Source organism: Zeimonas arvi, from assembly GCF_008039575.1.
GTDB classification, from domain to species: Bacteria; Pseudomonadota; Gammaproteobacteria; order Burkholderiales; family Burkholderiaceae_E; genus Zeimonas; species Zeimonas arvi.
Window position 1 is genome coordinate 309339 of sequence record NZ_VDUY01000005.1, and the last position, 24096, is coordinate 333434.

Below are 24096 nucleotides of genomic sequence, written 5' to 3' on the forward strand. Positions count from 1 at the left end.
CCCCGGCTCACGCGGGATCGATCGGCGCCGGCGACGCGAAGCGCCCCTCGAGCACCTCCGCCGCCTGCAGCACCAGGTCCTCGCGAAAGCGCTGGCCGGTGAGCTGCACGCCCATCGGCACGCCGTTCACCACGCCGGTGGGCGCGGACAGCGCGGGCAGGCCGAGCAGCGGCACGAAGAACTGGGGCCCCTGCGCCCGCAGCACCCGGTCCATGCCCGCCTGGCTGGACACGTCGAGCCCCTGCGGGAAGGGGGCCTCGGCCGAGACCGGGGTGAGCACGAGCGGGTAGCGCGCCATGAACAGTTGCCAGCGGCGGATCAGCGTGGTGCGGCGCGCCAGCGCCTTCATGTGGCCGAAGGCGTCGTTGCGCGGCGTGTTCGCGCACATGTAGCGCCAGGCGGTCAGCATGCCTTCGTCGGCCATCTTCGCCACCGCATCGGACAGGAAGTGCAGCGCCTCGCCTTGCGCGATCGTGTCCCAGAGCTTCGCCGCCTCGGCCATGTCCGGCGGGTCCACCTCCTCGACCGCGTAGCCGGCGTCGGCCAGCCAGCCGGCTGCGCGCCGCACCGCGTCCACCACCTCGGGCCGGGCCCGCTCGCCGGCCGCGGACACGGTGAAGGCCACGCGGATCGGCCGTTCCGGCGCGGGGCCTTCGAGCGGCGCCGGCACCCACCACGGGTCGCGCGCGTCGCCGACGGCCATCGCGGCGAGCGCCAGCCGCAGGTCGCGCACGCTGCGCGCAAGCGGCCCCTGCACCGACATCAGTTGCGCGCTGAGCGCGCGCTCCTCCTTCGCGCTGGGCAGGAAGGCCGGCACCCGGCCGAACGAGGGGCGCAGGCCGTAGACGCCGGTGCAATAGGCGGGGTAGCGCACCGAGCCGCCGAAGTCGTTGCCGTGCGCGATCGGCCCGATGCCCGCGGCCACCGCGGCCGAGGCGCCGCCGCTGGAGCCGCCGGGCGTGACCGACGGGTCCCAGGGGTTCAGCGTGCGGCCGTGCAGCGCGTTGTCGGTGAACCAGCGCATCGAGAAGGCCGGCGTGTTGGTGCGCCCGATCACCACCGCGCCGGCGCGCAGGAAGTTGTCGACCACCGGCGCGTTCTCGGTCGCGGTGGCGTCGCGCAGCGCCACGATGCCGTTGCTGGTGGGCCGCCCCGCCATGTCCACGTTGATCTTCAGCGTGATCGGCACGCCGTGCAGCACGCCCAGCGGCGTGCCTTCGCGCACCGCGCGATCGGCCGCGTCGGCTGCGGCGAGCGCCTGCTCGGCCAGCACGTCGACGACCGCGTTGATCTTCGGGTTCGCCGCCTCGCAGCGCGCCAGGCAGGCGGCGGTGGCCTCGCGGCTGGAGAAGCGCCGGGTGCGGATGCCCTGCGCGAGTTCGGTGGCGTCGAGGCGCCAGAGTTCGGTCATTCGCGACTCCTGTTCGCGGCGCGCAGCTGCTCGCGCAGGCGTTGCACTTCCTCGATCAGGTCGGCGGCCAGCGCCGCGAGCTCCTCGTTCGCTTCGAAGTCCCGCTCGAGCGCGGCAAGGCGCCGGGCGCGCGCCAGCTCGGCGCTGGCGAAGCGGCGCTCGTCCGAGCCCACCCGACGGCAGCCGAGCAGGCCCGCTTCGACGCGCATCACGACCCATTGCGGCTCGACCGCGCAGGCGCGGGCGAGTTCCTCGACGCTCAGCGTCACTTCGTCGATCACGACACCGCTCAGAATCTCGTCTCTTGACATCGCTCAGCCTCCCGTCGCGCGGCGCGGATCGAAGGCCATCTCGCGCGCCATGGTCTTGTACAACTCGCGCGCCCGCTCGGTGTCGGCCGCAGGCAATACGAGCTGGAGTTCGAGATACAGCGAGCCAGGCGGATCGCCGGGGATCCCGCGGCCCTTGAGCCGCAGCTTTCGCCCTGTCTGCGATCCGGCGGGCACCGTCACCTGCACCGGGCCCGACGGCGTCGGCACCTCGATCTCGGCGCCCAGCGCGGCCTCCCAGGGCGCGACCGGCACGGTGGCATGAACGTCGCGCCCCTCCACGCGGTAATGCGCATCGGGCGTGAAATGCACCTCCAGGTAGAGATCTCCCGCCGATCCCCCGGCCAGGCCGGGACTGCCCTGGCCGGCGAGCCGGATCTGCTGGCCTTCCCGGATGCCCTTCGGAATCCGGACATTGAGCACGCGCTCCTCCTGGACGACCCTGCCGGATTCGTCGACACGGGCGCCGCGCAGGCTGATCGACCGCGTGGCGCCGTGATACGCATCGTTCAGATCGACGAGGATGCGGGCGTGATGGTCCGCGCCGCGCATCCGGTGTTCGCCGGCCGCGGCGCCGCGCCGCGCGCGGCCGAACAGATTCGAGAAGAACTCGCTGAAGTCTTCGGCCCCTGCGTTGGCCTGGCCGTCGTCGGTGAACTCGAAGCCGGCATTCCAGTCGGGGGGCGGCTGGAACTCCTGGCCGGCGCCATACCGGTTGCCCAGCGCATCGTAAGCGGCGCGCTTTTCCGGATCCGACAGCGCGGCATAGGCCTCGTTGAGCTCGATCATGCGCTCCGCCGCATCGGGTTCCTTGCTGACATCGGGGTGGTACTTCCGGGCCAGCTTGCGGTAAGCCTTCTTGATCTCGTCGGCCTGCGCGCTCCGGCTCACGCCCAGCGTCTGGTAGTAGTCTCGGAACTCCATTCGATCGTGCTCCCGGGCGGCGTGGTTCAGGCCGGGCTGTCGCAGACGCGCAGCAGGCGTTCACGCACCTCCTTGCCGAGTTCGTGCGCAGCGGGCTCGTCGACCAGGCTCAGCACGGCAGCCGGGTCCATGAAGCCGATCGTGGTCCGCCCGTCGGCCTCGGTCCGAACGATCACGTTGCAGGGCAGCAGCAGGCCGATGTCGGGTTCGGCGCTCAGCGCGCGGTGGGCGAATTGTGGATTGCAGGCGCCGAGGATGCGGTAGGCCGGCGTGTCGATACCGAGCTTGGCCTTCAGCGTCGCGCTGACGTCGATGTCCGACAGGACGCCGAAGCCCTCGGCCTTGAGGGCCTCGGTGACCTTCCGGACGGACTCGTCGAAAGGCAGGTCGAGGGTCGTGCTGAATCCGTAGCTGGACATTTTCGCCGCTCCTTGTCGCATAAGTGGGGTCGCGTGTCGCGCCGGCTCAGCCCGTGGCCTTCGCTGCGGCCTTGCGCTTGCGCGGCGCCTTGCCGCCGCGGGTCTTCGAGCCGGCCTTCGTGTCCACCCCAGGCGCAAGCCGCACGAACAAGGATTTGCCGGCGCCGGTCGTTCGCTCGTCGAGCTCGAAGCGCTCGGGCAGCGAGCGCACCAGGTCGCTGAACTTGCGATGACCGTAGAGCCGCGAATCGAAGTCCGGCTTGAGCTTGGTGATGGTCCGCCCGACGGCGCCCAGGCCGGCCCAGCCGGTCTCGTCGGACACCGCGTCGATCGCGTTGGCGATCGTGCCGACCAGCGCGAGCGGGTCGTCGGCCGGCGCCGGCGCGAGCGACGCAGTGTCGGCGCTGCTCGCCTCGGGACCCTGCTGCGTCGGCTGCCATGCCTGCGGCTCGGCCCTGGGTCCTTCGCGACTTTCGTCGCGCCCCGCGGGGCGCGTCGCCGCTTGCCCGTTCGCGCTCGGCGCCTCCGCTGTGCGGCCTGCCGTCGGCCGCTTGGGCGCAACGCCCGCCTGGCCCGCTCCGGCCGCGGCCTTGCCCCCGGCCGCCCCGCGCAGCACCTCCGTGTAGACGAAGCGATCGCAGGCCGACACGAAGGGCGAGGGCGTCTTGCGCTCGCCGAAGCCGTACACCAGCAGTCCTTCCTCGCGCAGCCGCGAGGCCAGCCGCGTGAAGTCGCTGTCGCTCGACACCAGGCAGAAGCCGTCGAAGCGCCGCGTGTACATCAGGTCCATCGCGTCGATGATCAGCGCGCTGTCGGTGGCGTTCTTGCCCTTGGTGTAGGCGAACTGCTGCACCGGCACGATCGAGTGCTCGAGCAGCACCTTCTTCCAGCTGCCCAGCTGCGGCTGGGTCCAGTCGCCGTAGATCCGCTTGACGCTCGCCACGCCGTAGCGGGCGATCTCGGCGAGCAGGCCGTCGACCACCGCCGCGTGCGCGTTGTCGGCGTCGATCAGCACGGCCAGCCGGTCCTGCGCGCTGTCCGCGTCGGCGCGCGGCGCTTCGGCCGGGTCTGCCCCGAGGCTGCGTCGCTTCATGCCTGCTCCTTCTCCTGCAGCAAGCGCCACATCACCTTGCCCGAGCCCGACTTGGGCAGCGCGTCGACGAACTCCACGTACTGCGGCACCTTGTAGGCGGCCATCTGTTCGCGCGCCCAGCTGCGGATGTCGTCGGCGGTGGTGCGTCCGCGCGCCTCGTGCCGCAGCACGATCACCGCCTTCACCGTTTCGCCGCGGTAGGCATCGCGCGCGGCGATCACGCAGGCCTCCTGCACCGCGGGGTGGCGGAACAGCATGGTCTCGACCTCGGCCGGCCACACCTTGTAGCCGCTCGCGTTGATCATCCGCTTGAGCCGGTCGGTGATGAAGTAGTAGCCGTCCTCGTCGACACGGCCCAGGTCGCCGGTGCGGAAGAAGCGCTTGCCGTCGAGCTCGAAGAAGGCGGCTTCGGTCTCGGCCGGTCGCTCCCAGTAGCCCACGAAGACCTGCGGCCCGTTCACCACGATCTCGCCGGTCTCGCCCTGCGGCAGCTCCTTCAGGGTCGTGGGGTCCACGACCCGGGAATCCACGCCCACGAAGGGAATGCCCAGGCACTGCAGCTTGGGCGCCTGCGAGGGGTTCGAGTGGGTCGGCGCGGCAGTCTCGGTGAGCCCGTAGCCTTCCATGTAGCGCAGGCCGAACTGCTTCTCGAGCTTCTCGGCCACCGCCTGCGGCATGGCCGCGCCGCCGCCGCCGATCTGCTCCAGGCTGCTCAGGTCGAAGCTCGCGATGTTCGGGCTGCCAAGCAGATCGATGATCATCGTCGGGATGTTCGTCCAGGTCGTGACCCGGTAGTGCGAGATGATGCGCCCGGCGAGCTCGCGGTCCCAGCGCGGCAGCACCACGTTGGTGGAGCCCAGCCAGATCGGCACGTGCATCGAGTATTGCATGCCGGTGATGTGGAACATCGGCACCACGCCGAAGCCCACGTCGGCCGCGCTGGCGTGGCTCCAGAGCGCGCCGGCCACCGTGTTGTGGCCGATCGTGCGGTGGGTGTGCATGCAGCCCTTGGGCCGGCCGGTGGTGCCCGAGGTGTAGCCGAGCGCGACCAGGTCGTCGGGCCTGCCGGCATAGGGGCCGGGCTCGCGCGCGAGCGCCATCGCATCGGCCCAGCGCGAGCCCCATGCGGGCAGCTCGGGGTCGGCGACCAGCCAGTCGTTCCAGGCCTCGGGCGGGCGGTCCGCGGGCTCGGGCTCGGCGGGCATCAGGTCGGCGTAGCGCGCCACCAGCAGGTGCCGCAGGCGCTGGCCTTCGTCGAGCTGCTCGCTGCCGCGGACGATGTGGGGCGCCAGGTCGCCGGCGCAGATCGCCACCTTCGCGCCCGAGTCGGCAATGTAGTGCGAGAGCTCGTCGGCGCGGCTCATCGGGTTCGCCGGCACCACGGCCGCGCCCACCCGCATGATCGCGTAGAAGCCGATCACGAACTGCGGCGAGTTCTGCAGCATCAGCACGACCCGGTCGCCGTGCTTCACGCCGGCGTCGCGCTCGAGCCAGCCCGCCAGCCGGTCGACCATCGCCTTCAGCTCCGCATAAGGGATCCGGCGTCCGAAGAAGATCAGCGCAGGCTTGTCCGGATATCGGCGCGCCGAGATCTCCAGGTTTTCCCAGAGCGTGGTTTCGAGGCGGGGAATGTCGTGCGGCACGCGTTTGGGCCAGGCCCTGTCGTGCAGGCGCCCGGAGGCGGGGCGATTCATGGACTCGTGTCTCCTGTTCGGGTCGTCTCCGGCCAGGCACGCTCGATCGATTCGAAGCGGCCGGCTCGCGAGCTCGTGCAATATAGTAGCCGCGCCCACTACCAGCCATCCGCCATGACCTACGAAGCCATCCTCTACGACGTGGCCGACGGCATCGCCACCGTCACGCTGAATCGTCCCGACAAGCTCAACGCCTGGACCCGCGCGATGCAGGCCGAAGTGCACGACGCGATGCATCGCGCGGCCGCCGACGGCGCGGTCCGCGCGATCGTGCTCACCGGCGCCGGCCGCGGATTCTGCGCCGGCGCCGACATGGGCCTGCTGTCCGACATCCAGGAAAAGGGCGCCCAGCGCGTGTCGGCCGAGCCCGCGGCCCGCGCGGTGCCGCCGCAGGGCAGCGCGCTGCCCGACTTCGGCAAGACCTACAGTTGGTTTCCGACGATTCCCAAGCCGATCGTGGGCGCGATCAACGGCCCCTGCGCCGGGCTGGGGCTGGTGATCGCGTTGTACTGCGACATGCGCTTCGCCGCGCGGGGCGCGATGTTCACCACCGCCTTTGCGCAGCGCGGCCTGATCGCCGAACACGGCATCAGCTGGCTGCTGCCCAGGCTGATCGGCCTGCCGCAGGCGGCGGACCTGCTCTACTCGGCGCGCAAGGTGGGCGCCGACGAAGCGCAGCGGCTGGGCCTGGTGCAGCGCGTGCTGCCCGATGCCGAACTGATGCCCGCCACGCGCGAGTACCTGCGCGCGATCGTCGAAGGCGTGTCGCCGCGCTCGGTGGCGGTGATGAAGCGCCAGATCTGGGAGGCCCAGTTCCAGACGCTGGGCGAGGCGATCGAGGTCGGCAACGTCGAGATGCTGGAGAGCTTCGGGAGCGACGACTTCAAGGAGGGCGTGGCGCACTACCTGGAGAAGCGGGCGCCGCGGTTCACCGGGCGGTAGGGGGCAGACGCCTGTACTTCACTCGGCGCGGCAAGGTGATCGTTGTATTGCTCAACGCTGGCGACAAGTCCACTCAGAAGCGGGACATCCGACGCGCGCTGAAGATTGCCGCAGAAATTGGGGATGACCTGTGACCAAGCCGAAGACTGCCCGAAAGCTCCTGTCCTTCGACGCGGCGCGCTATCTGGATGACGATGCGGCGATTGCCGAATACCTGACTGCTGCCCTGGAGGCCGACGACCCCGATCTGCTGCTTCTGGCGCTCGGCGACGTGGCGCGCGCCAAGGGCATGGCCCAGGTCGCCAAGGACGCCGGCCTCGGGAGGGAGAGCCTCTACAAGGCGCTCACTCCCGGAGCCAAGCCCAGGTTCGATACCGTCCTGAAAGTAGCGCGTGCGCTGGGACTCAAGTTCACTGCGCAACTCTCGTAGCGGCGCTCCGGGTATCGCCGGCGTTGCGCCGGCCAGGGTTCCCACGGCTGCCCGATCTGGTGCGCTGGCGCCTGAAATGTCGACGCACTTTACAATCCGGCCCCGCCCGTCGCGCAAGTGCCTGATTTTCCTCGTCGGCGCGAATGTTGCTTGATGAGTCCCGCATGCGACCCGGCGACGGTCGGCCCCGAGCCGTCCGCGCGGCGCCACACGAGGAGAAGGCGATGTTCGAACGCTTTGCAGGCATCGCGCTGGCTGCGGCCGCGCTCTTCCTGGTTTCCCCGGCCGCCACGGCCGAGGTCATCGTCTACAACGCATCCTTGAGCGGGGAGGCGGCGCCTTCGGCGGGTACCGGCACGGCAACCGTCACCTACGACGACGCTTTGCACACGCTGCGGGTGGAGGCGTCGTTCAGTGGCCTGACCGGGAACACGACTGCGGCTCACATTCATTGCTGCACCGCGCTCCCCTACCAGGGCACCGCCGGCGTCGCGACGCAAACCCCGTCATTCGTCGGTTTTCCGTTGGGTGTCGCCAGTGGCACCTACGACCAGACCTTCGACCTGACGCTCGCGTCGAGCTGGAATCCGGGCTTCATCACAGCCAATGGCGGCATGCTCACGAGCGCAGAGGCGGCACTCGCCGCTGGGCTCGCCGCCGGCAAGGCCTACCTGAACATCCACACGAATTTCGCTCCGGGCGGCGAGATCCGCGGCTTCCTCGCCGTCCCCGAGCCCGGCATGCTCGCGCTGCTCGGCGTGGCGCTGGTCGGCCTGGGCATCGTCCGACGTGCCCGGCACCGAGCCTGATCGACGCTATCGATCCACCATCACCAGCTGTGTCTGCGTGACCACCGCGCAGAGTTTGCCCGCCTCGTTCCTGACCAGCGTCTGCCAGACCATCGTGCTGCGCCCCTTGTGAAAGGCGGTGGACTCGCCGGTCACCGTGCTGCCCGCCGGCGCGCCGGCGATGAACTTGGTGCTCGAGTCGGTGGTCGTCGTGCGCGCGCCCGGCGGCAGGTTGACCACCGTGCCGACCGCGCCCAGCGTGTCGGCGAAGGCCATGCAGGCGCCCCCGTGCAGGATGCCGCCCGAGGTGCACAGGTCGGGTCGCACCGCCATCGTGGCCACCACCCGGTCGGGCGAGACCTCCACCAGCTTCACGCCCATCAGGCCGGGAAAGAGCGGCTCCAGTCGTTTCTGGAGGGCTTCGAGTTCGGTCATCGTCAACTCCTGAGCGCGAAGGCGAGCGCGACCAGCAGGTTGGCCGCCGCCGCCGTGCCGAACAGCGCCATCATTCTGCGCTCGCGCCGCCCGGGCCTGCCACTGTCGTAGCGGAAGCGCTCGGCCACGATCTGCTCGAGCGGCACGCCCGCGCGATCGAGCGCATCCTCGACCGCATCGATCATCGGCGTGGGCCCGCACACGAAGTAGAGCCAGCGCTCGGGCGCCGGCGCGGGCAGCAGCGGGCGCAGCGTGTCGGGGTCGAGCTGGCCGGCGAGGCCCGGCCAGCCGGGCGGCGGCTCGCCGAGCACCTGGTGCACGATCAGGTCCAGCCGGCCGGCCATCTCGCGCAGTTCGTCCGCGAAGACGATCTGCTCGGCGATCCGGTTGCCCACCACCAGCACGACGGGCCGGCGCTCGCCGCACGCGGCCAGTTCGCGCAGCAGCGACATCACCGGGGCCAGGCCCGCGCCGCCGGCGATCAGCATCAGGCCTTCGCCGTCGCGGCCCTCCAGCGTGAAGTTGCCGTAGGGTGCGTCGAGGAAGACCCGCGCGCCGGGGGCGACCGTGTCGGGCAGTGCAGCGGTGAAGGCTCCGGCTTCCTTGATCAGGAACTCGATCTCCGGCAGACGGGCGGGGGCCGACGCGATCGAGAACGGGTGGTCGGACAGCCGCCAGGCGCTGCCCGTCTTGATCCAGGCGAACTGCCCGGCGCGGAAGCGGCCGCCGTCGTGGCCGTCGGCCCGCAGCGTGAGCGTCCAGGTGCGCGGCGCGATCCGCTCGAGCCGTGAGACCCGCCATGGCCGGCGCGACATCGCGATCGGCCGGAACAGCCACACGTTGGCCAGCGCCAGCGCGCAGGGCGCCGCCGCCAGCCCCCAGAGCCAGGACAGCGGGGCCGCGCCCGAATACCGCCCGGCGTCCAGCGCATGGTGGATGCCCAGCGCCATCAGCGCTGCCGCGCCCAGCGCGTGTGAAAGCCGCCAGGTCTCGTAGCGGTACGGAATTCGATCCCGGAAGATGGCGGCCGGCACCAGCAGCATCAACAGCACCCAGGCCGCCAGCCCGGTGAGCGTGGCGGCCGGCGTGAGCGCGAGGGTCGCGGCATGCGTGTCGTCCCAGGGCCGATCGGCCAGCGGCAGCGTGTACATCATCGGATGGACGAGCAGGTAGAGCAGCGCCGGACGGGCGAGCAGTTGGTGCATCCGCATCGCCGCATCGATCCCCACCGGCGACGACACCGTCCTGATCCGGCCCGACAGCGCGAACGCCACCGCCAGGACCATCAGGCTGGTCATTGCCAGCGCGGACGACAGCTCGTCGAGCCAGGGCCGGGGCGGCAGCCCGCGGGCCCAGGCCAGCACGACCGGCAGTGCCGCGATGGCCGCGTAAGCGACGAGCAGCGCGGCTGCGGCCGTGGTCTGCCTTGCGGCGCCGGCATCGTGTGGGCCTCGCCCGGGGGTCGTCTTCGCTGCGCTCAAGGGTGGCTCCCGTCGGTCGGGTCGAACAAGCGAGAGGCGACGGCGCCCTCGCCGAAGCGAGCGCACGCCGAATCCAGGATAAGCGCCGCAATCCGGCAGGCGCAGGACACCGCAGCAATCGGGTCGGCCAATGCGGGCGCCGGGTTAGAATCCGACCCCTTCCTGCAGCCCCCGATGTCCGCCCAGCTCAACCCCGCCCAGCGCGAAGCGATCCGCTACCTCGACGGCCCCTGCCTGGTGATTGCCGGCGCGGGCAGCGGCAAGACGCGCGTGATCACCCAGAAGATCGTGCGGTTGATCGAGGCCGGCTTTCCGTCGCGGGCGATCGGCGCGATCACCTTCACCAACAAGGCCGCGCAGGAGATGGCCGAGCGGCTGGGCAGGATGGTGAAGTTGCCCGAGGCCGAGCGCCCGCTGGTCAGCACCTTCCACTCGCTGGGCGTGCAGATGCTGCGCCGCGATGGCCAGGCGCTGGGCCTCAAGCGCAACTTCTCGATCCTCGACGCCGACGACGCGGCCGGCATCCTGCAGACCGCGCTGGGCACCACCGACCGCAAGGTCGCGCGCAACGCCCAGCACCGGATCTCGCTGTGGAAGAACGCGCTGGTCGACCCCGATGCCGCGGCCGCGACCGCCGCCGACGAGCTCGAGCACCAGGTCGCGCGCGCCTACCGCGACTACGCCGCCACGCTGGTCGCCTACCAGGCGGTGGATTTCGACGACCTGATCGGCTTGCCGGTCAGGCTGCTGCGCGAGCACGACGAGGTTGCCCGCGCCTGGCGCGAGAAGCTGCGCTACCTGCTGGTCGACGAGTACCAGGACACCAACGCCTGCCAGTACGAGCTGCTGAAGCTGCTGGTGGGCCCGCGCGCCGGGTTCACCGCGGTGGGCGACGACGATCAGTCGATCTACGGCTGGCGCGGGGCCACGCTGGAGAACCTGAACCGGCTGTCCACCGACTTCCCGAAGCTGAAGGTGATCAAGCTCGAGCAGAACTACCGCTCGAGCGTGAACATCCTGACCGCGGCCAACCGGCTGATCGCGCACAACCCCAAGCTGCACGAGAAGAAACTGTGGTCCGAGCACGGCCCGGGCGACCCGGTGATCGTGGTGCCCTGCGACAGCGACGAGGCCGAGGCGGAGTCCGTGGTGTCGCGCCTGCAGGCGCACAAGTTCGAGCGGCGCGGCAAGTACGCCGACTACGCGATCCTGTACCGCGGCAATCATCAGGCGCGGATCGTCGAACAGGCGCTGCGCAAGGAGAAGATTCCCTACGTCTTGTCGGGCGGCCAGTCCTTCTTCGAGCGCGCGGAGATCCGCGACCTGCTCGCCTACCTGCGGCTGCTGGCCAACGACGACGACGATCCCGCCTTCATTCGCGCGGTCACCACGCCCAAGCGAGGCGTGGGCACCACGACGCTGACCGCGCTGGGCACCTACGCCGGCGAGCGCCACCAGTCGATGTTCGCCACCATGTTCGAGCTGGGCTGCGAGCAGCGGATCGCCCCGCGCCAGCTCGAGCCCTTGCGCGAGTTCGGCGAGTTCGTGAACCGGATCGCCTGGCGCGCGCAGCGCGAGCCGGCCGCGCAGGTGCTCGACGACCTGCTCTCGGCCATCGACTATCGCGGCCACCTGTTCGCCACCGCCGACGACAAGGTCGCCGCGGGGCGCTGGCAGAACGTGAGCGATTTCGTCGACTGGCTCAAGAAGCGGGCCGAAGAGGAAGGCTCGACGCTGCTGCAACTGGCCCAGACCGTGAGCCTGTTGTCGCAGCTCGACCGCAAGGACGCCGACGCCGACGCGGTGCGGCTCACCACCATCCACGCGTCCAAGGGCCTGGAGTTCCCGCACGTGTTCATCGTGGGCTGCGAGGAAGGGCTGTTGCCGCACCACGGCGGGCTGGCGCGCGAGGAGACCGAAGCGGCCGGCGCCGACGAGCCCGGCGGCGACGAGGGCAAGGGCCGGCCCGGCCGCGAGGCAGCCCGCATCGAGGAAGAGCGCCGCCTGATGTACGTGGCGGTGACCCGCGCCCAGCGCAGCCTCACCCTCACCTGGTGCCGCGAGCGCAAGCGCGGCCGCGAGAAGTACCCGCAGGTCCCGTCGCGCTTCCTGTCCGAGATGCAGCTCGACGCGCAGCCCAAGGCCGGCGCCATGGTCAGCGCGGACGCGGCGAAGGCGAAACTGGCGGGGCTGCGGGCGATGCTCGGGCAATCCCGGGGCACGGTCGCGGGCTGACCTGCACCCGTCGGCAGGTCGACCCGGCCGGTTGGCCTTTCCCCCCTCACGCGTCTAAACTCGGCCATCCGTCAAGGCCGGCGACTCGACCGGCTTGCCGCCGAGGCAGGCTTTCGCCTCCCTGCGCGCCCCGACAACAAGGAACCCACCCACGATGGCATTGTTCGGCAGAAACAAACCGGTCGTCTTCGACCCCTACGGTTCGAGTCGCCGCTCCGGCTTCCCGATCCCGCGCTGGCTGCTCATCCTGATGCTGGGCATCGTGCTGGGGGCCGGCGGCCTGTTCTATGCCGAGGAGAACTACCTGCCGCCGCGGCTGACGCCCGCCGAGTCGCAGCGACTGCAGGCCCACGCGGCCCAGCTCGAGGCCGAGCGCCAGCGCCTGCAGACCGAGCTCGACAAGACCACCGCCGAGGCGCGCGCTGCGGCCGACACCGCCGCCAGACAGATCGCCTCGACCCAGGCCGAGAACAAGAAACTCTCGACCGAGCTCGCTGCGGCGCGCGAGTCGGTGGCGCCGCTGCAGCGCGACCTGGCCTTGTTCGCCGAGATCCTGCCGCCCGATCCGCGCGGCGGCGCGGTGGCGGTGCGCGCGGCCAACTTCGGGAACGACGCCGGCCAGCTCGACTATCACGTGCTGCTGACCCGCGACCAGAAGGACGGCAAGGCCTTCGAGGGTGTGGTCGAGCTGGTGGTGGCGGGCAGCCGCGGCGGCCGCGCCGAGACGATCACGCTCGACCCGTTGCCGGTGAAGCTCGAGCGCTACCGGCATCTGCAGGGCAAGCTGCCCCTGCCGCCCGGCTTCGAGGGCCGGCAGGTCACCGTTCGGGTGCTCGATCGCGCCGGGGGGCGTCAGTTGGGAATGCGCGTGCTCTACGTGCGCTGAGCGGCGCCGAGGGCGGCGACTGCCGCCGCCGCGCCCGGGCCCACCGGAATGCGCAGCGCCCTGAGTGCGGCCTCGATGCCGCCCAGCGCGCCCAGGATCGTCGCCTCGTTCTGGTCGCCCAGGTGTCCGATGCGGAAGGCCTTGCCGGCCAGGGGCCCCAGTCCGCCGGCGGCCGCCACCTGGAAGCGCTCGCGCGCCAGGCTGCGGATCGCCTCGGGGTCCGCGCCTTCGGCCACCGAGATCGTGGTCACCGACACCGAGCGCGCCGGCGGCACCTTGCAGAAGAAGTCGATCGCGCCGCCCTCGCGCCACACAGCCACCGCGGCGTGCACCGCGCCGGCCAGCCGCGCGTGGCGCGCGAGCACCTGCCCGACGCCCTCGCGGAAGAGCAAGGCCAGCGACGCTTCCAGCCCCATCAGCATCTGCTGCGGCGGCGTGCCGCAGAACTTGCGGTAGCCGATCGCGTCGCGCCGGCGCCGCCAGTCCCAGTAGAAGCGCGGGGTGGGGTTGGCCCGCGCCACCGCCTCGGCCCGGGGGCCCACCGCCACGAAGGCCAGCCCCGCCGGCAGCATCAGTCCCTTCTGCGAGGCGCCGATGGTCACGTCGGCGCGCAGCGCCCTCATCGAGTAGGGCGCGGCGCCCAGCGAGGCCACCACGTCGACCACCATCAGCGCCGGATGGCCGGCCGCGTCGATGGCCGCGCGGATCGCTCCCAGGTCGTTGCTCACGCTGCTGGCGGTGTCGGTGTGCACCACGAACACCGCCGAGATCTCGCCGGCCGTGTCGGCGCGCAGCGCGTCTTCCACCGCCTGCGGGTCGATCGGGTAGCCGGGCCGCCAGGGCACGCGCACCACCTTGCGGTCCAGCGCCTCGGTCTGGATCGCCCACGACTCCGAGAAGTGGCCGGTGCCCGGCACCAGCACCGCCCGGCCGGGCGCGACCAGGTTGGCGATGGTCGCCTCCCAGGCGCCGTGGCCGTTGGCGGCGTACTGGTAGACGTCGCAGCCGGGCGCGTCGAGCAGCGCCAGCAGGCCCGTCTCGCAGGCCTCGATGATGCGGTCCAGCCGCGGGTCGGCCAGGTCCATCGACTGCCGGTGCATCGCCGACAGCACCTCGTCGGGAATCGGCGTGGGGCCGGGCGAGTGCAGCAGGCGCTGGCCGGGAATGCGGGCGGCGGCCCCGCTTCCGGCGGTGGCCGGAGAAGTCGGTGCAGTCGGTGCGAACGGGCTGGCGAACGAAGGCGGGACGTTCATCGGGCGTGGCTTGCGGGGATGGATTGCGCCTGGGCGGGATGGCCCGCCTTCAGGCGAGCTGGACGATCTGGTTGAGCCGTTCGCAGACCTCGCGAAACAGTGGGTCGTCGAGCCGGCCCAGCGGGTGCGGGCTCGCGCCGCGCACCCGCCAGTCGAAGGACTTGGGCTGGTGGCAGAGGACATAGCTGGTGCGGCCGGCCTTGCGCCCGGCCGCCTTGCCGACCGGCACCGCGAACGGATTGTCGGCGTTCCACTCGGCAGTGGTCATCGGCAGGCCGATCACCAGCGAGGTCCTCGCATTGAAGATGCGCGGCGACAGGACCAGGAAGGGATGGATGTCCTTCATCTCCCGGCCGGCTTGCGGGTTGCAGTCGATCCAGACGACGTCCTGCCGCTCCGGCGTCCAGGGGTAGCGCGCCGCGCGCGGCGGCTCCTTGGCGGCGGCGGGTGCGCGAGGCATGGCGGGCGGCGAGGGGCGGCTGATGGCTGCGCGGTGCGGCTGCGCTTACCAGCGCTCGGCGCCCAGCGGGACAGCGCCGGCCATTGCCTCGCCGCCATGCCGCTCGGGGTCGAAGCGCGCGAGACGCTCCTCGAGACTGGGCCCTGCCGGTTCGGCGGGTTCGATGATCACGCGGCCGTCTTCCACGCTGATTCGAACCCGCTGGTCGACGTGAAGCCCGGCCGCCTTGGCGACGCTCGCGGGCAGCCGAACCCCGAGGTTGTTGCCCCATTTCTTGATGTCGAGAAAGGCTTCGGACATGAGCCCCTCCGATGGGCAGTGAATGTTTAAACGCAGTATAGACCTTGGTGGCGGGAATGCCCAGTCGCGCAGGGCCTGCCTGCTCCGACGGCCCGTCTACTCCACCCGCGCCCCCGACGCCTTCACGATCCGTCCCCATTTCTCGATCTCGGCCGCAACGAAGCGCTTCGCCTCCGCCGGCGAGTTGCCCGCCACGACGAAGCCGCGCGAGGCGAAGAACTCCTGCATGTCCGGGCTCTGCAGGATCTTCACCACTTCCTCGTTGAGCCTCGCGAGCACCGGCGCGGGCGTGCCGGCCGGCGCGAACAGGCCCTGCCAGGAGAGGGCCTCGAAGTCGGCGAAGCCCGACTCGGCCATCGTCGGCACCTCGGGCAGCATCGGGTGGCGCCGCTTCGACGTGACGGCGTAGGCCTTGAGCTTGCCTTCCTTCACGTGGGGCAGCACCACCAGCACGTCGCCGAACATCGCGTCGATCTGCCCGCCGAGCAGGTCCTGCAGCGGGCCGGCGCTGCCCTTGTAGGGCACGTGGTTCAGCCTGGTGCCGGAGGCCAGCGCGAACATCTCGCCGGTCAGGTGCATCGAGGTGCCGTTGCCCGGCGAGCCGTGGGTGAGCTTGCCCGGGTTGGCCTTCGCATGCGCGACGAAGTCGGCGATCGTCGCGCCCGGCACGTTCGCGTTGGACACCACCACCAGGGGCGCGCTGACGATCAGCGTGACCGGGTCGAAGTCCTTCGCCGGGTCGTAGGGAAGCTTCGCGTATAGCGTGGCCGCGATCGCGTTCGGGCCGGTCACCCCCACCAGCAAGGTGTGGCCGTCGGCCGGCGACTTGGCCACGTGATCGGCGCCCACGGTGCCGCCGGCGCCGGGCTTGTTCTCCACGATCACCGCTTGCCCGAGCGGCGCCGCGAGCTTCTCGGCGATGCGCCGCGCCAGCAGGTCGGTGCTGCCGCCGGGCGGGAAGGGCACCACGATGCGCACCGGCCTGGTCGGCCAGGCCTGAGCGGCCGCGGGGGCGGGCGTGAGTGCCAGTGCGGCAAGCGCCATGCAGCCGGCGATCGTGGCGAGCAGTCTCATCGTGGGTGTCCTTTCAATGGAAACGAAGCGGCGAGAAGGGTGCGAGGTCGACCTGCGGCGTGCGGCCCGCCACCAGGTGCGCGATCTCGCGCCCGGTGGTCGCGCCGCCGCACATGCCCACGTGGCCATGGCCGAAGCCCAGCCAGGCATTCTCGGCGCGCGGCGCCCTGCCGATCACCGGCAGGCTGTCCGGCAGGCAGGGGCGGTGGCCCATCCACTGCGTGGTCTCGCTGGCGTCCAGGTGCGGAAACAGCTCGCGGCCCTTGCGCAGCAGCACGTCGGCGCGCGCGTAGTTGGGCGGGGCGCGCAGGCCGGCCAGCTCCACCGAGCCGGCCAGTCGCAGGCCCATCGCCATCGGGTTGACCATCAGGTTGTGCTCGACCGCCATCACCGTATGCCGCAGCGCCAGGTTCGAGCTCTTCACCGTGACGTGATAGCCGCGCTGGGTCTCCAGCGGCACGCGCGCGCCGAGTTGGGCGGCCAGCCGCGCGGACCAGGCGCCGGCCGCCACGACCACGCCGTCGACCGCGAGCGGCTCGGCACCGTCGAGCCGGAGCGCCTGCACCAGCCCGTCGCGCAATGCGAAGCCCGTCACGCGCCGCTTCAGGTGCCCGGCGCCGTCGGCCAGGCAGCGGGCGTGCAAGGCCTTGACCAGCGCAGACGGGTCGACGGTCGAGCCGTTCTCCGGCGCCAGGATGCCGAAGCGGAAGGCGCCCTTCAGGTCGGGCTCGAGCGACTCGAGCTCGTCGCGATCCACGTCGCGCAGCGCCACGCCGAGCGAGCGGCGCAGGTCCATCCCCCACTTCCACTGGGCGGCCACCTCGCGCGACGAGTAGACGTACAGGCAGCCGGTGCGCCGCACCAGCGCCTGCGCGCCGGCGTGCTCGAGCAGCGGCTGGTAGCTCTCGAAGATCGGCGCCAGCAGGCCGCGCAGCGCGGTGGCGATCCGGACGACCTCCGCCGGCTTGGAGTGCCTCACGAAGCGCAAAAGCCAGGGCAGCACCGCGGGCAGGTAGGACCCGCGCACGGTAAGCGGCCCGAGCGGGTCCAGCAGCCAGGCCGGCGCCTTCTTCCACACGCCCGGCATGCCGACCGGCAGGCAGGCGCTCGGCGACAGCGAACCCGCGTTGCCGAAGGAGCAGGCCTCGCCGGCATCGAGCGGATCGAGGAAAGTGATGCGGTGGCCGTCGCGCTGCAGCCAGGCGGCAGTGCAGGTGCCGACGATGCCGGTTCCGATGACGGCGATGTGCATCCGCGCATTCTGCCGGAGCTTAAGAAGTTCTTACGAATCCGTGAGCCAATTCTTACGAGCGGCCGCGCGCCGCCCTTCATAGACTGCCCTTCATCGCGACGGCAGGGGCCTTCGCGATCGAACGAATCCAGGGCGAGCACGCCCTGACATCAATCACGAAGGAGTCAACCCAGATGGACCAGGCTGTTATCGAGCCCGCGCTCGCCGATGCCCAGCAGGCCGGGCGTTTCGACCTCTATGCGGGCGTGCACAAGGCGCTGCGCCTCTACATGACCGACACGCTGGCGCGCGTCGGGCGGGCCGATCCGGCCGACGACGACGAAGTGGCCGGCGCGATCGGCCAGCTGCGCGACCTGCTCGAGCTCTGCGACCTGCACATCGAGGACGAGAACCGCTTCGTGCTGCCGGCGCTGGAGGCGCGCCGCCCGGGCGTCACCGAGCGCAATGCCGAGGAGCACGTCTCGCACGGCCAGGCCATCTCCGCGCTGCGCCGCGAGGCGGCGATCGTGGAGCGCTGCACCGCGGCCGACCGGCCGATGGCCGTGCTGGCCTTGTACCGCCGGCTCGCGCTGTTCGTGGCCGAGAACTTCGAGCACATGCACTACGAGGAGACCCGGCTGATGCCCGTGCTGTGGGCCGAGTACCCGGACGAGGCGCTGATGGGGATCGAGGCGGCCATCGTCGAGTCGATCCCGCCGATGCTGATGGCGCGCGCGCTGCACTGGTTCCTGCCGGCGCTGCCGCATCCGGACCGCGTGGGCATGCTGTCGGGCATGCGCGAGAACGCGCCTCCGGGGGCTTTCGCGGGCGCGCTGGAGATCGCCCGGGAGCGGCTGGTGCTGCGAGACTGGCGGCGGCTGTCGGAAGCGCTCGGACTGCCCTCGGCCGGTGCCGACGGCGCGGCCGATGCGACTGTCGCAGCCGTGGCGGCCACGGTGGGCGGCCTGCGCATCGCCGAGCGCTGGTGATTCGGCTCAGCGCACCTGCAGCAGCCTGAGCGGCCGCGTGACCCGCAGGCAGAAGCGCCCGCGGCCGCTCTTCTCGACCTGCACGCAGGCGCGGCGCTCCACCAGTCGCCGCTGCAGCAGCACCAGCCGCGCCTCGAGGTTGTCGCCGACGTCCGGCAGGCGCACGCGCGGGTCCAGGCGCAACTCGCGGTTGCTGAACGCGGTGCGGCCCTGGGTGACGTGGTCCGAGACCAGCGCCCAGAGCACCGCCCCGGCAACGCCCTTGATCAGGTAGTCGTCGTCGAGGAACACGCTGTTGTCGATCGGGTAGTGGCGCACGGTGACTGGCTCGCCGCTGACGGCGATCGGCTCGTCGCGACAAGCCGCCGCGACGGTCGCGGCATCGGCGCCGGTCGCGCCGGTGCTCGCGCCGGCATCGGGGACGGCCGCGACGGCCGCGGGCTCGCCCTCGTCGCGCTGCCGGAGCACGTGCATGGTCTGGCCCAGCAGCGCCGCCAGCGTGACCAGCGCGTCCTCGTCGTCGTAGCCGAAGCGCATGTCCTCGCCGCTCTCGACCAGCAGGGCGCCCACCGTGTCGCCCGCCATCCGGATCGGCACCGCCAGCTGGCTGCGCGGCGCCACCAGCCCGGGGAAGGGGATCTCGGTCTCGAAAGCGCCGTCCAGACCTTCGCGCGCGGCGGCCTCGCGCACCGCGCGCCCGTAGGCATAGGCCTCGGTGAGCCGCGACAGCCGGATCGGCGTGCCTTCGCGCACCGCCACGCCCACCACCCCGGCGCCGAGCGGCACTTCCGAACCCACGCCCGACGCGGAGTAGCCGCGGCTCGCCACCGTGTAGAGCCGACGCGCGGCGCGGTCGAGCAGCAGCATCATCGAGTGCGCGATGTCGAGCTGTTCGTGCAGCGCGGCGAGCGTCTCGTCGAGCAGCGTGTTCAGGTCGTTGCAGGCCGCGATGCGCGTCGCGGCCATCCGCAGCGCCGCCAGGCGATTCGGGCCCGACTGCGCCGGGCTCGGCTCGCCGTGGGCGAGCTCGATGTCTTCCACCCGGTACACGTCGGCGCCCAGCAGCCTGAACACGCCGGCCATGCCGGTGTGCGAGGCGATGCTCTCGAGCATCGCGCGCATGTGCTCGAACAGCGCCCCCTGCGTCTCGGTGCGCAGATAGCGGATGGTGAGCCGGTACATCGCGCCGCGCCAGGGGTCGATGACCACCAGCCGCGCGCGCGGGTTGGCCAGCACGTTGGCGCGGGTCTTGTTGAAGAACTGGAAGGACAGCGCGATGTGCTGCGCGTCCACGTACTGCACCTGCGACAGGTAGCTCGCGTTCGGCGCGCCGTCGGGCGCGCAGGTGGCGATGACCGCGGGCGCGGCCCCTTCCAGGCACTGGCGGATCGCGTCGAGTCGCGCCGGCGGGCGGGGCGGGATCCGGGTCGCGACCGCCTCCTGGCCTGCCGGCGCGGCATCCGGCGCGCCGCCGGCCGCGGCGCCCGCGCCGCCGGGTGCCGCGCCTTTCTCGCCGATCGCTGCGCGCGGCTCGCCGAGCGCCGCGCCGGCCCGCGGCCCGGGCGTCTGGTCGAAGGCGCTCTCCGGCCGGAAGCGCACGGCGACCAGGTCGCCTGGCTCGAACGACAGCAGCACGCGCGCGAAGCGCCCGTCGTAGCCCAGCGACTCGAGCTCGGCAACCATCGCCTCGGTCCGCTGCCTGACCAGCACCGCGTCGGCCGGCCGGGCCCGGGCGATGGTCACGCCGCGCCCCTTCAACTGCAGCGTGCGGTGGGTGGCGGGGCGGCTGAACACCACCGCGATCTCGCCATTGGCGCGCAGGTCGGCCAGCACGCCGGCGCCGTCGCTGCCCGACAGGAACACGGTCAGCTCGCCCGAGGGCTCCACCCGGCCGGCGAGCGCGCGCACCAGGTTCGGCAGCATGCCGCCGTCGCGCGAGGCGATCGAAACGCCCACGCCGCTTTCGATCAGCGCGAGGTGTTCGGGCGAGAGCAGGCTGCGGGTCACTGGGTTCGGGGCGCGCCGGGCGGACGCCGTGATCGCGGAAGGCGCAATGATCCGCCTGCGCCCGGCCGCTCGCAAGGCCTTCCGCTATGATCGCCCGATGCCCCGAACGCTCGACGCCTGGCACGATTCCGACCGCCTGCTGAGGCTCGCGGCGCAGACCTTCTTCGACCAGCTCTCGGAGATGTGCGAGGGCATCCTGGTGGTGGACAAGTCGGCGCGCATCGTCTGGATCGACGACCGCTGGCAGCGCAACATCCAGAGCCTGGGCTTCAACGATCCCGGCGAGATCATCGGCAGGCCGGTCGAGGAGATCGTGCCCAACACGCTGATGCGGCACGTGGTCGACACCGGCAAGCCGATCCTGCTCGACATCCTCGAGAACAAGGCCGGCACCTACATCGTGTCGCGCTTCCCGGTGCACGACGAATCGGGCGAGGTGATCGGCGCGGTGGGCCTGATCCTCTACGACCGGGTCGAGTCGCTCAAGCCGCTCATGGGCAAGCTCTCGCGCCTGCAGACGGAGCTCGCGCAGGCCCAGAGCGAGCTGGCCCGGCAGCGCCGCACCCGCTACACCTTCTCCAACTTCGTGGGCAACAGCGAGCGCGCACTCGACGTGAAGAGCCGCGCGCGCCGCGCCGCGGTGCTCAACACCACGGTGCTGCTGCTGGGCGAAACCGGCACCGGCAAGGAGCTGCTCGCGCAGGCCATCCACTCGGCCTCGTCGCGGGCGCGACACTCGTTCATTGCGGTCAACGTGGCCGCGATTCCCGAGACGCTGCTCGAGGCCGAGTTCTTCGGCGTGGCGCCCGGCGCCTACACCGGCGCCGACAAGCGCGGCCGCGAGGGCAAGTTCAAGCTGGCCGACGGCGGCACCTTGTTCCTCGACGAGATCGGCGACATGCCGCTCGCGCTGCAGGCCAAGCTGCTGCGCGCGTTGCAGGAGCGCGAGTTCGAGCCGCTGGGCTCGAACGCGGTCACGCGCTTCGACGCAAGGGTGATCGCCGCCAGCAGCATCGACCTGGGCCAGCTGGTGGAGCAGGGGCGCTTTCGCGCCGACCTGTACTACCGGCTCAACGTGCTGCCGATCCGCCTGCCGCCGCTGCGCGAGCGCGTCGAGGACCTCGAGCCGCTGTGCGAGCATCTGCTCGAGCAGATCGCGCTCGACAACGAGATGCAGCCCAAGGAGATCGACCGCGAGGCCATCGACGCGCTGGCGCGCCTGCCCTGGAAAGGCAACGTGCGCGAGCTGCGCAACGTGCTCGAGCGGGCCTGCTCGCTGTGGGACGGCATCCGGCTCACGCTCGACGCGTTCCGGGAGGTCCTGCCGGAGCTGGAGGCGATGCCGGCCGACGCGCCGGGTGCGGCGCAGATGACGTCGGCAGCGTCACGCGTTGGCCTGGCACCTGTCGCGAACGATGTCGCTGGGCTCGTTGCCCTAGACCGCGCGATCGCAACGGAGGTGCCAGTCGTGCTCGGCGCATCCGGAGCATTCGGCGCATCCGATGCGTCCGATCCGTCCAACTCATCCGACGCGCCGCTGCCCGAGCGCATCGCGCAGCTCGAGCGCGCCGCGATCCGCGCCGCGCTCGTCGCCACCGGCGGCAATCGCGTGCAGGCCGCGAAGCGCCTGGGCATCGCGCGGGCCACGCTGTACCAGAAGCTCGAGCAGTATCCGGAGCTCGCGGCTGCGTCGTCGCGCTGAGCCGCGCGGCGGCTTCGCGTTGCGAATGAACTGCGCAGCGCCGGGGCGCCTTCGCGTTCCGAAGCCCGCGCGTTCCGGTTCGATTTCTCCGAAACCGGAATCGCCGTTGACGACCGCCTGCGTACACTCGGTACGGAGACCGGCGCGCCTGGCGGGGCGCAGGCGCCGAGCCGGGAAGCATTCGCCCCGACCCGAGGAGAAGACCATGGCAGGTGTTGGCACCGAGAAGCTGTTCGAGAACGACAAGGTGATCGTGTGGAACTTCGTGCTCGAGCCTGGCGAGCAAACGCCGATCCACACGCACGAGCACGAGTACATGTGGTACGCCATCGAAGGCTCGTCGCTGCAGGTCTTCGACGACCAGGGCAAGGACCTCGGCACGCTGCCCGTGCCCACCGGCACCGTCTACCAGCTCAAGCTCGAGGACGGCCACCTCGAGGTGGTGTCCGAGACCGCGAAGGGCGCCCGCGTGCCGGTCACGCACAGCGCGAAGAACGTGGGCCCCACGCGCTATCGCGAGATCCTGGTCGAGTGGAAGAAGTGAGCTGAAGCAGCCGGCGATCGCCCGCCCACCGTCTGACGTCAGTCAAGGGGGCTGCGATCGCCGCGGGCGACACTGGACCGCATGTCATGGCTAGGCGCCGGAGGCGTCAACGATGAAGAACATCAAGCTCGCCCTGACTGCCGTCCTGTTGGCGCTGTTGCTCCTGTGGTGGCTCGGCGACCCGGCGGCGGACACTCTGCCCGCCAACTGGCTGGGCTGGCGGAACCTGTTGGTGCAGGCCACCGGCGTGCTCGCCATCGGCGCGATGAGCCTTGCGCTGGTGCTGGCCTTGCGCCCGGTGGCGCTCGAGCCCTGGCTCGGCGGGCTCGACAAGATGTATCGGCTGCACAAGTGGCTGGGCATCGCGGCGCTGGCGGCCGCGATCGCGCACTGGCTGCTGGCGAACGGCCCGAAGTGGCTGGTCGGCGCGGGCCTCGTCGAGCGTCCGCAGCGCGGGGCCCGGCCTGCGCTGCCCGAAGGCTCCCTGCAGCAGGCGCTGGCCCAGTGGCGCGGGCTGGCCGAGGACATGGGCGAGTGGGCCTTCTACGCCGCCGTGGTGTTGATCGTGCTCGCGCTCTGGAAGCGCTTCCCGTATCGGACCTTCCTGCGCACGCATCGCTGGCTGAGCCTGGCCTACCTCGTGCTGGCCTTCCACTCCGTGGTGCTGCTGACCTATGCGTCGTGGGCCGGCGTGCTCGGTATCGCCCTGGGCGCGATGCTGCTGGCCGGCAGCTTCGCCGCGGTCCGCGCGCTGCTGCGGCGGGTGGGCGTCGATCGGCGGGTCGTCGGCGAGATCGCGAAGGTCATCCGCCACGACGCGCTCGACGTGGTCGAGCTGGTGGTGGCGCTGCAGGGACGCTGGCCGGGCCACGCCGCAGGCCAGTTCGCCTTCCTCACGCTCGACCGCAAGGAAGGCGCGCATCCGTTCACGATCACCTCGGCCTGGGCCGGCGACGGCCGGATCGATTTCGTCATCAAGGGCATCGGCGACTACACGCGCACGCTGCGCGATCGGGTGCACGTCGGCGACCCGGTCGTCGTGGAGGGGCCCTACGGGCGCTTCGACTTCGAGAGCAGCGCCGGGCGCCAGGTCTGGATCGGCGCCGGCGTGGGCATCACGCCCTTCATCGCGCGGATGAAGGCCCTGGCGCTGAAGCCGGACGGGCGGCGCATCGACCTGTTCCACCCGACGGCCACGCTCGATCCGCACGCGATCGCGTTGATCGAGCGAGACGCCGCGGCCGCCGGCGTGGCGCTGCACGTGCTCTGGGACGAACGTGACGGACGGCTCGACGCCGCGAGGCTTGCTTCCGCGGTGCCGGATTGGCGCGACGCCGATGTCTGGTTCTGCGGGCCGCCGCCCTTCGGCCGGGCGCTGCGACACGACCTCGAGGCGATGGGCTTGCCCGCAGGGCGGTTTCACCAGGAGCTGTTCGAGATGCGGTGACTGCCTGGACGCGAAGTGGCTT

23 protein-coding genes are annotated in these 24096 nt (G+C 71.3%); 9 read left to right on the forward strand and 14 right to left on the reverse strand.

The genetic code is table 11. The annotated features are described in order from the left end of the window. Nucleotides 1-7 precede the first annotated feature (7 nt). Genes FHP08_RS13895 through FHP08_RS13920 form a run of 6 tightly spaced genes read right to left on the reverse strand, consistent with a single transcriptional unit; the run spans nt 8 to nt 5870 of the window. Nucleotides 8-1411, reverse strand: a complete 1404-nt coding sequence (locus tag FHP08_RS13895; RefSeq protein WP_147705069.1) for an amidase family protein — start codon at nt 1409-1411, stop codon at nt 8-10. Continuing rightward, the gene (locus FHP08_RS13900; RefSeq protein WP_225879140.1) at nt 1408-1692 is read right to left on the reverse strand and encodes a chaperone modulator CbpM; all 285 of its coding nucleotides are present in this window, start codon (nt 1690-1692) and stop codon (nt 1408-1410) included. The genes FHP08_RS13895 and FHP08_RS13900 overlap by 4 nt, the downstream gene beginning before the upstream one ends. Nucleotides 1693-1725: 33 nt before the next feature. Beyond that, a complete protein-coding gene (locus tag FHP08_RS13905) occupies nt 1726-2664 on the reverse strand; it encodes a DnaJ C-terminal domain-containing protein (protein ID WP_147705071.1) in 939 nt (312 codons plus the stop codon). A 26-nt stretch (nt 2665-2690) separates the two neighbouring features. Next, on the reverse strand, nt 2691-3083 hold the full coding sequence (locus FHP08_RS13910) for a DUF302 domain-containing protein (protein ID WP_147705072.1): 393 nt from the start codon (nt 3081-3083) through the stop codon (nt 2691-2693). A 46-nt stretch (nt 3084-3129) separates the two neighbouring features. Continuing rightward, a complete protein-coding gene (locus tag FHP08_RS13915; RefSeq protein WP_147705073.1) occupies nt 3130-4176 on the reverse strand; it encodes an NYN domain-containing protein in 1047 nt (348 codons plus the stop codon). Further along, the gene (locus tag FHP08_RS13920; protein WP_147705074.1) at nt 4173-5870 is read right to left on the reverse strand and encodes a long-chain fatty acid--CoA ligase; all 1698 of its coding nucleotides are present in this window, start codon (nt 5868-5870) and stop codon (nt 4173-4175) included. The genes FHP08_RS13915 and FHP08_RS13920 overlap by 4 nt, the downstream gene beginning before the upstream one ends. Nucleotides 5871-5984: 114 nt before the next feature. On the opposite strand from FHP08_RS13920, the gene FHP08_RS13925 reads away from it, so the two are divergent. The 3 genes from FHP08_RS13925 to FHP08_RS13935 all read left to right on the forward strand — a co-directional run bounded on the left by FHP08_RS13925 (nt 5985) and on the right by FHP08_RS13935 (nt 8051). Further along, on the forward strand, nt 5985-6812 hold the full coding sequence (locus FHP08_RS13925; protein ID WP_147705075.1) for an enoyl-CoA hydratase: 828 nt from the start codon (nt 5985-5987) through the stop codon (nt 6810-6812). A 130-nt stretch (nt 6813-6942) separates the two neighbouring features. Further along, nucleotides 6943-7242 (forward strand): addiction module antidote protein, encoded by a 300-nt coding sequence (locus FHP08_RS13930; protein WP_147705076.1) that lies wholly within the window; start codon nt 6943-6945, stop codon nt 7240-7242. A 224-nt stretch (nt 7243-7466) separates the two neighbouring features. After that, nucleotides 7467-8051 carry a CHRD domain-containing protein gene (locus FHP08_RS13935; RefSeq protein WP_147705077.1) on the forward strand — a complete coding sequence of 195 codons (585 nt, stop codon included), beginning with the start codon at nt 7467-7469 and terminating at the stop codon, nt 8049-8051. A 6-nt stretch (nt 8052-8057) separates the two neighbouring features. On the opposite strand, the gene FHP08_RS13940 is transcribed toward FHP08_RS13935, so the two are convergent. Beyond that, on the reverse strand, nt 8058-8465 hold the full coding sequence (locus FHP08_RS13940; protein WP_147705078.1) for a PaaI family thioesterase: 408 nt from the start codon (nt 8463-8465) through the stop codon (nt 8058-8060). 2 nt (nt 8466-8467) lie between these two features. Further along, the gene (locus FHP08_RS13945; protein WP_147705079.1) at nt 8468-9946 is read right to left on the reverse strand and encodes a ferredoxin reductase family protein; all 1479 of its coding nucleotides are present in this window, start codon (nt 9944-9946) and stop codon (nt 8468-8470) included. Nucleotides 9947-10120: 174 nt separating this feature from the next. On the opposite strand from FHP08_RS13945, the gene FHP08_RS13950 reads away from it, so the two are divergent. Together FHP08_RS13950 and FHP08_RS13955 are read left to right on the forward strand one after the other, a co-directional pair. Further along, complete coding sequence (locus FHP08_RS13950; protein ID WP_147705080.1) at nt 10121-12181, forward strand: UvrD-helicase domain-containing protein; 2061 nt, start codon at nt 10121-10123, stop codon at nt 12179-12181. A 154-nt stretch (nt 12182-12335) separates the two neighbouring features. After that, the gene (locus FHP08_RS13955; RefSeq protein ID WP_147705081.1) at nt 12336-13067 is read left to right on the forward strand and encodes a DUF6776 family protein; all 732 of its coding nucleotides are present in this window, start codon (nt 12336-12338) and stop codon (nt 13065-13067) included. Here FHP08_RS13955 and FHP08_RS13960 read toward each other — a convergent pair. The 5 genes from FHP08_RS13960 to FHP08_RS13980 all read right to left on the reverse strand — a co-directional run bounded on the left by FHP08_RS13960 (nt 13055) and on the right by FHP08_RS13980 (nt 17406). After that, entirely contained in the window at nt 13055-14320 is a 1266-nt protein-coding gene (locus tag FHP08_RS13960) for a pyridoxal-phosphate-dependent aminotransferase family protein (RefSeq protein WP_147705082.1), read from the reverse strand. The two genes, FHP08_RS13955 and FHP08_RS13960, sit on opposite strands and share 13 nt — an antisense overlap. Before the next feature lie 49 nt (nt 14321-14369). Continuing rightward, entirely contained in the window at nt 14370-14780 is a 411-nt protein-coding gene (locus tag FHP08_RS13965; protein ID WP_147705083.1) for a type II toxin-antitoxin system PemK/MazF family toxin, read from the reverse strand. Nucleotides 14781-14825: 45 nt separating this feature from the next. Then, nucleotides 14826-15080, reverse strand: a complete 255-nt coding sequence (locus FHP08_RS13970; protein ID WP_147705084.1) for an AbrB/MazE/SpoVT family DNA-binding domain-containing protein — start codon at nt 15078-15080, stop codon at nt 14826-14828. Nucleotides 15081-15176: 96 nt separating this feature from the next. Beyond that, entirely contained in the window at nt 15177-16154 is a 978-nt protein-coding gene (locus tag FHP08_RS13975; RefSeq protein WP_147705085.1) for a Bug family tripartite tricarboxylate transporter substrate binding protein, read from the reverse strand. A 13-nt stretch (nt 16155-16167) separates the two neighbouring features. Next, nucleotides 16168-17406, reverse strand: a complete 1239-nt coding sequence (locus tag FHP08_RS13980) for an NAD(P)/FAD-dependent oxidoreductase (RefSeq protein WP_147705086.1) — start codon at nt 17404-17406, stop codon at nt 16168-16170. A 173-nt stretch (nt 17407-17579) separates the two neighbouring features. Here FHP08_RS13980 and FHP08_RS13985 point away from each other — a divergent pair, with 173 nt between their 5' ends. Beyond that, a complete protein-coding gene (locus FHP08_RS13985) occupies nt 17580-18374 on the forward strand; it encodes a hemerythrin domain-containing protein (protein ID WP_147705087.1) in 795 nt (264 codons plus the stop codon). A 6-nt stretch (nt 18375-18380) separates the two neighbouring features. Here the strand turns inward: FHP08_RS13985 and FHP08_RS13990 are convergent, their stop codons facing one another. After that, the gene (locus FHP08_RS13990; RefSeq protein WP_323808901.1) at nt 18381-20381 is read right to left on the reverse strand and encodes a pyridoxamine 5'-phosphate oxidase family protein; all 2001 of its coding nucleotides are present in this window, start codon (nt 20379-20381) and stop codon (nt 18381-18383) included. A gap of 97 nt (nt 20382-20478) precedes the next feature. Here FHP08_RS13990 and FHP08_RS13995 point away from each other — a divergent pair, with 97 nt between their 5' ends. The 3 genes from FHP08_RS13995 (at nt 20479) to FHP08_RS14005 (ending at nt 24074) form a co-directional block, all read left to right on the forward strand. Next, the gene (locus FHP08_RS13995) at nt 20479-22083 is read left to right on the forward strand and encodes a sigma-54 interaction domain-containing protein (RefSeq protein WP_147705088.1); all 1605 of its coding nucleotides are present in this window, start codon (nt 20479-20481) and stop codon (nt 22081-22083) included. A gap of 205 nt (nt 22084-22288) precedes the next feature. Then, complete coding sequence (locus tag FHP08_RS14000; protein ID WP_147705089.1) at nt 22289-22627, forward strand: cupin domain-containing protein; 339 nt, start codon at nt 22289-22291, stop codon at nt 22625-22627. Between the two features lie 112 nt (nt 22628-22739). Then, nucleotides 22740-24074 carry a ferredoxin reductase family protein gene (locus tag FHP08_RS14005; RefSeq protein WP_147705090.1) on the forward strand — a complete coding sequence of 445 codons (1335 nt, stop codon included), beginning with the start codon at nt 22740-22742 and terminating at the stop codon, nt 24072-24074. Nucleotides 24075-24096: the final 22 nt, after the last annotated feature.

Excerpts from the sequence above, each read along its gene's own strand:
- FHP08_RS13895 (WP_147705069.1), bottom strand. The coding sequence starts at position 1,411 with ATGACCGAACTCTGGCGCCTCGACGCCACCGAACTCGCGCAGGGCATC.
- FHP08_RS13905 (WP_147705071.1), bottom strand. The coding sequence starts at position 2,664 with ATGGAGTTCCGAGACTACTACCAGACGCTGGGCGTGAGCCGGAGCGCG.
- FHP08_RS13910 (WP_147705072.1), bottom strand. The coding sequence starts at position 3,083 with ATGTCCAGCTACGGATTCAGCACGACCCTCGACCTGCCTTTCGACGAG.
- FHP08_RS13915 (WP_147705073.1), bottom strand. The coding sequence starts at position 4,176 with ATGAAGCGACGCAGCCTCGGGGCAGACCCGGCCGAAGCGCCGCGCGCC.
- FHP08_RS13920 (WP_147705074.1), bottom strand. The coding sequence starts at position 5,870 with ATGAATCGCCCCGCCTCCGGGCGCCTGCACGACAGGGCCTGGCCCAAA.
- FHP08_RS13925 (WP_147705075.1), top strand. The coding sequence starts at position 5,985 with ATGACCTACGAAGCCATCCTCTACGACGTGGCCGACGGCATCGCCACC.
- FHP08_RS13935 (WP_147705077.1), top strand. The coding sequence starts at position 7,467 with ATGTTCGAACGCTTTGCAGGCATCGCGCTGGCTGCGGCCGCGCTCTTC.
- FHP08_RS13940 (WP_147705078.1), bottom strand. The coding sequence starts at position 8,465 with ATGACCGAACTCGAAGCCCTCCAGAAACGACTGGAGCCGCTCTTTCCC.
- FHP08_RS13950 (WP_147705080.1), top strand. The coding sequence starts at position 10,121 with ATGTCCGCCCAGCTCAACCCCGCCCAGCGCGAAGCGATCCGCTACCTC.
- FHP08_RS13955 (WP_147705081.1), top strand. The coding sequence starts at position 12,336 with ATGGCATTGTTCGGCAGAAACAAACCGGTCGTCTTCGACCCCTACGGT.
- FHP08_RS13960 (WP_147705082.1), bottom strand. The coding sequence starts at position 14,320 with ATGAACGTCCCGCCTTCGTTCGCCAGCCCGTTCGCACCGACTGCACCG.
- FHP08_RS13965 (WP_147705083.1), bottom strand. The coding sequence starts at position 14,780 with ATGCCTCGCGCACCCGCCGCCGCCAAGGAGCCGCCGCGCGCGGCGCGC.
- FHP08_RS13970 (WP_147705084.1), bottom strand. The coding sequence starts at position 15,080 with ATGTCCGAAGCCTTTCTCGACATCAAGAAATGGGGCAACAACCTCGGG.
- FHP08_RS13975 (WP_147705085.1), bottom strand. The coding sequence starts at position 16,154 with ATGAGACTGCTCGCCACGATCGCCGGCTGCATGGCGCTTGCCGCACTG.
- FHP08_RS13980 (WP_147705086.1), bottom strand. The coding sequence starts at position 17,406 with ATGCACATCGCCGTCATCGGAACCGGCATCGTCGGCACCTGCACTGCC.
- FHP08_RS13985 (WP_147705087.1), top strand. The coding sequence starts at position 17,580 with ATGGACCAGGCTGTTATCGAGCCCGCGCTCGCCGATGCCCAGCAGGCC.
- FHP08_RS13995 (WP_147705088.1), top strand. The coding sequence starts at position 20,479 with ATGCCCCGAACGCTCGACGCCTGGCACGATTCCGACCGCCTGCTGAGG.
- FHP08_RS14000 (WP_147705089.1), top strand. The coding sequence starts at position 22,289 with ATGGCAGGTGTTGGCACCGAGAAGCTGTTCGAGAACGACAAGGTGATC.
- FHP08_RS14005 (WP_147705090.1), top strand. The coding sequence starts at position 22,740 with ATGAAGAACATCAAGCTCGCCCTGACTGCCGTCCTGTTGGCGCTGTTG.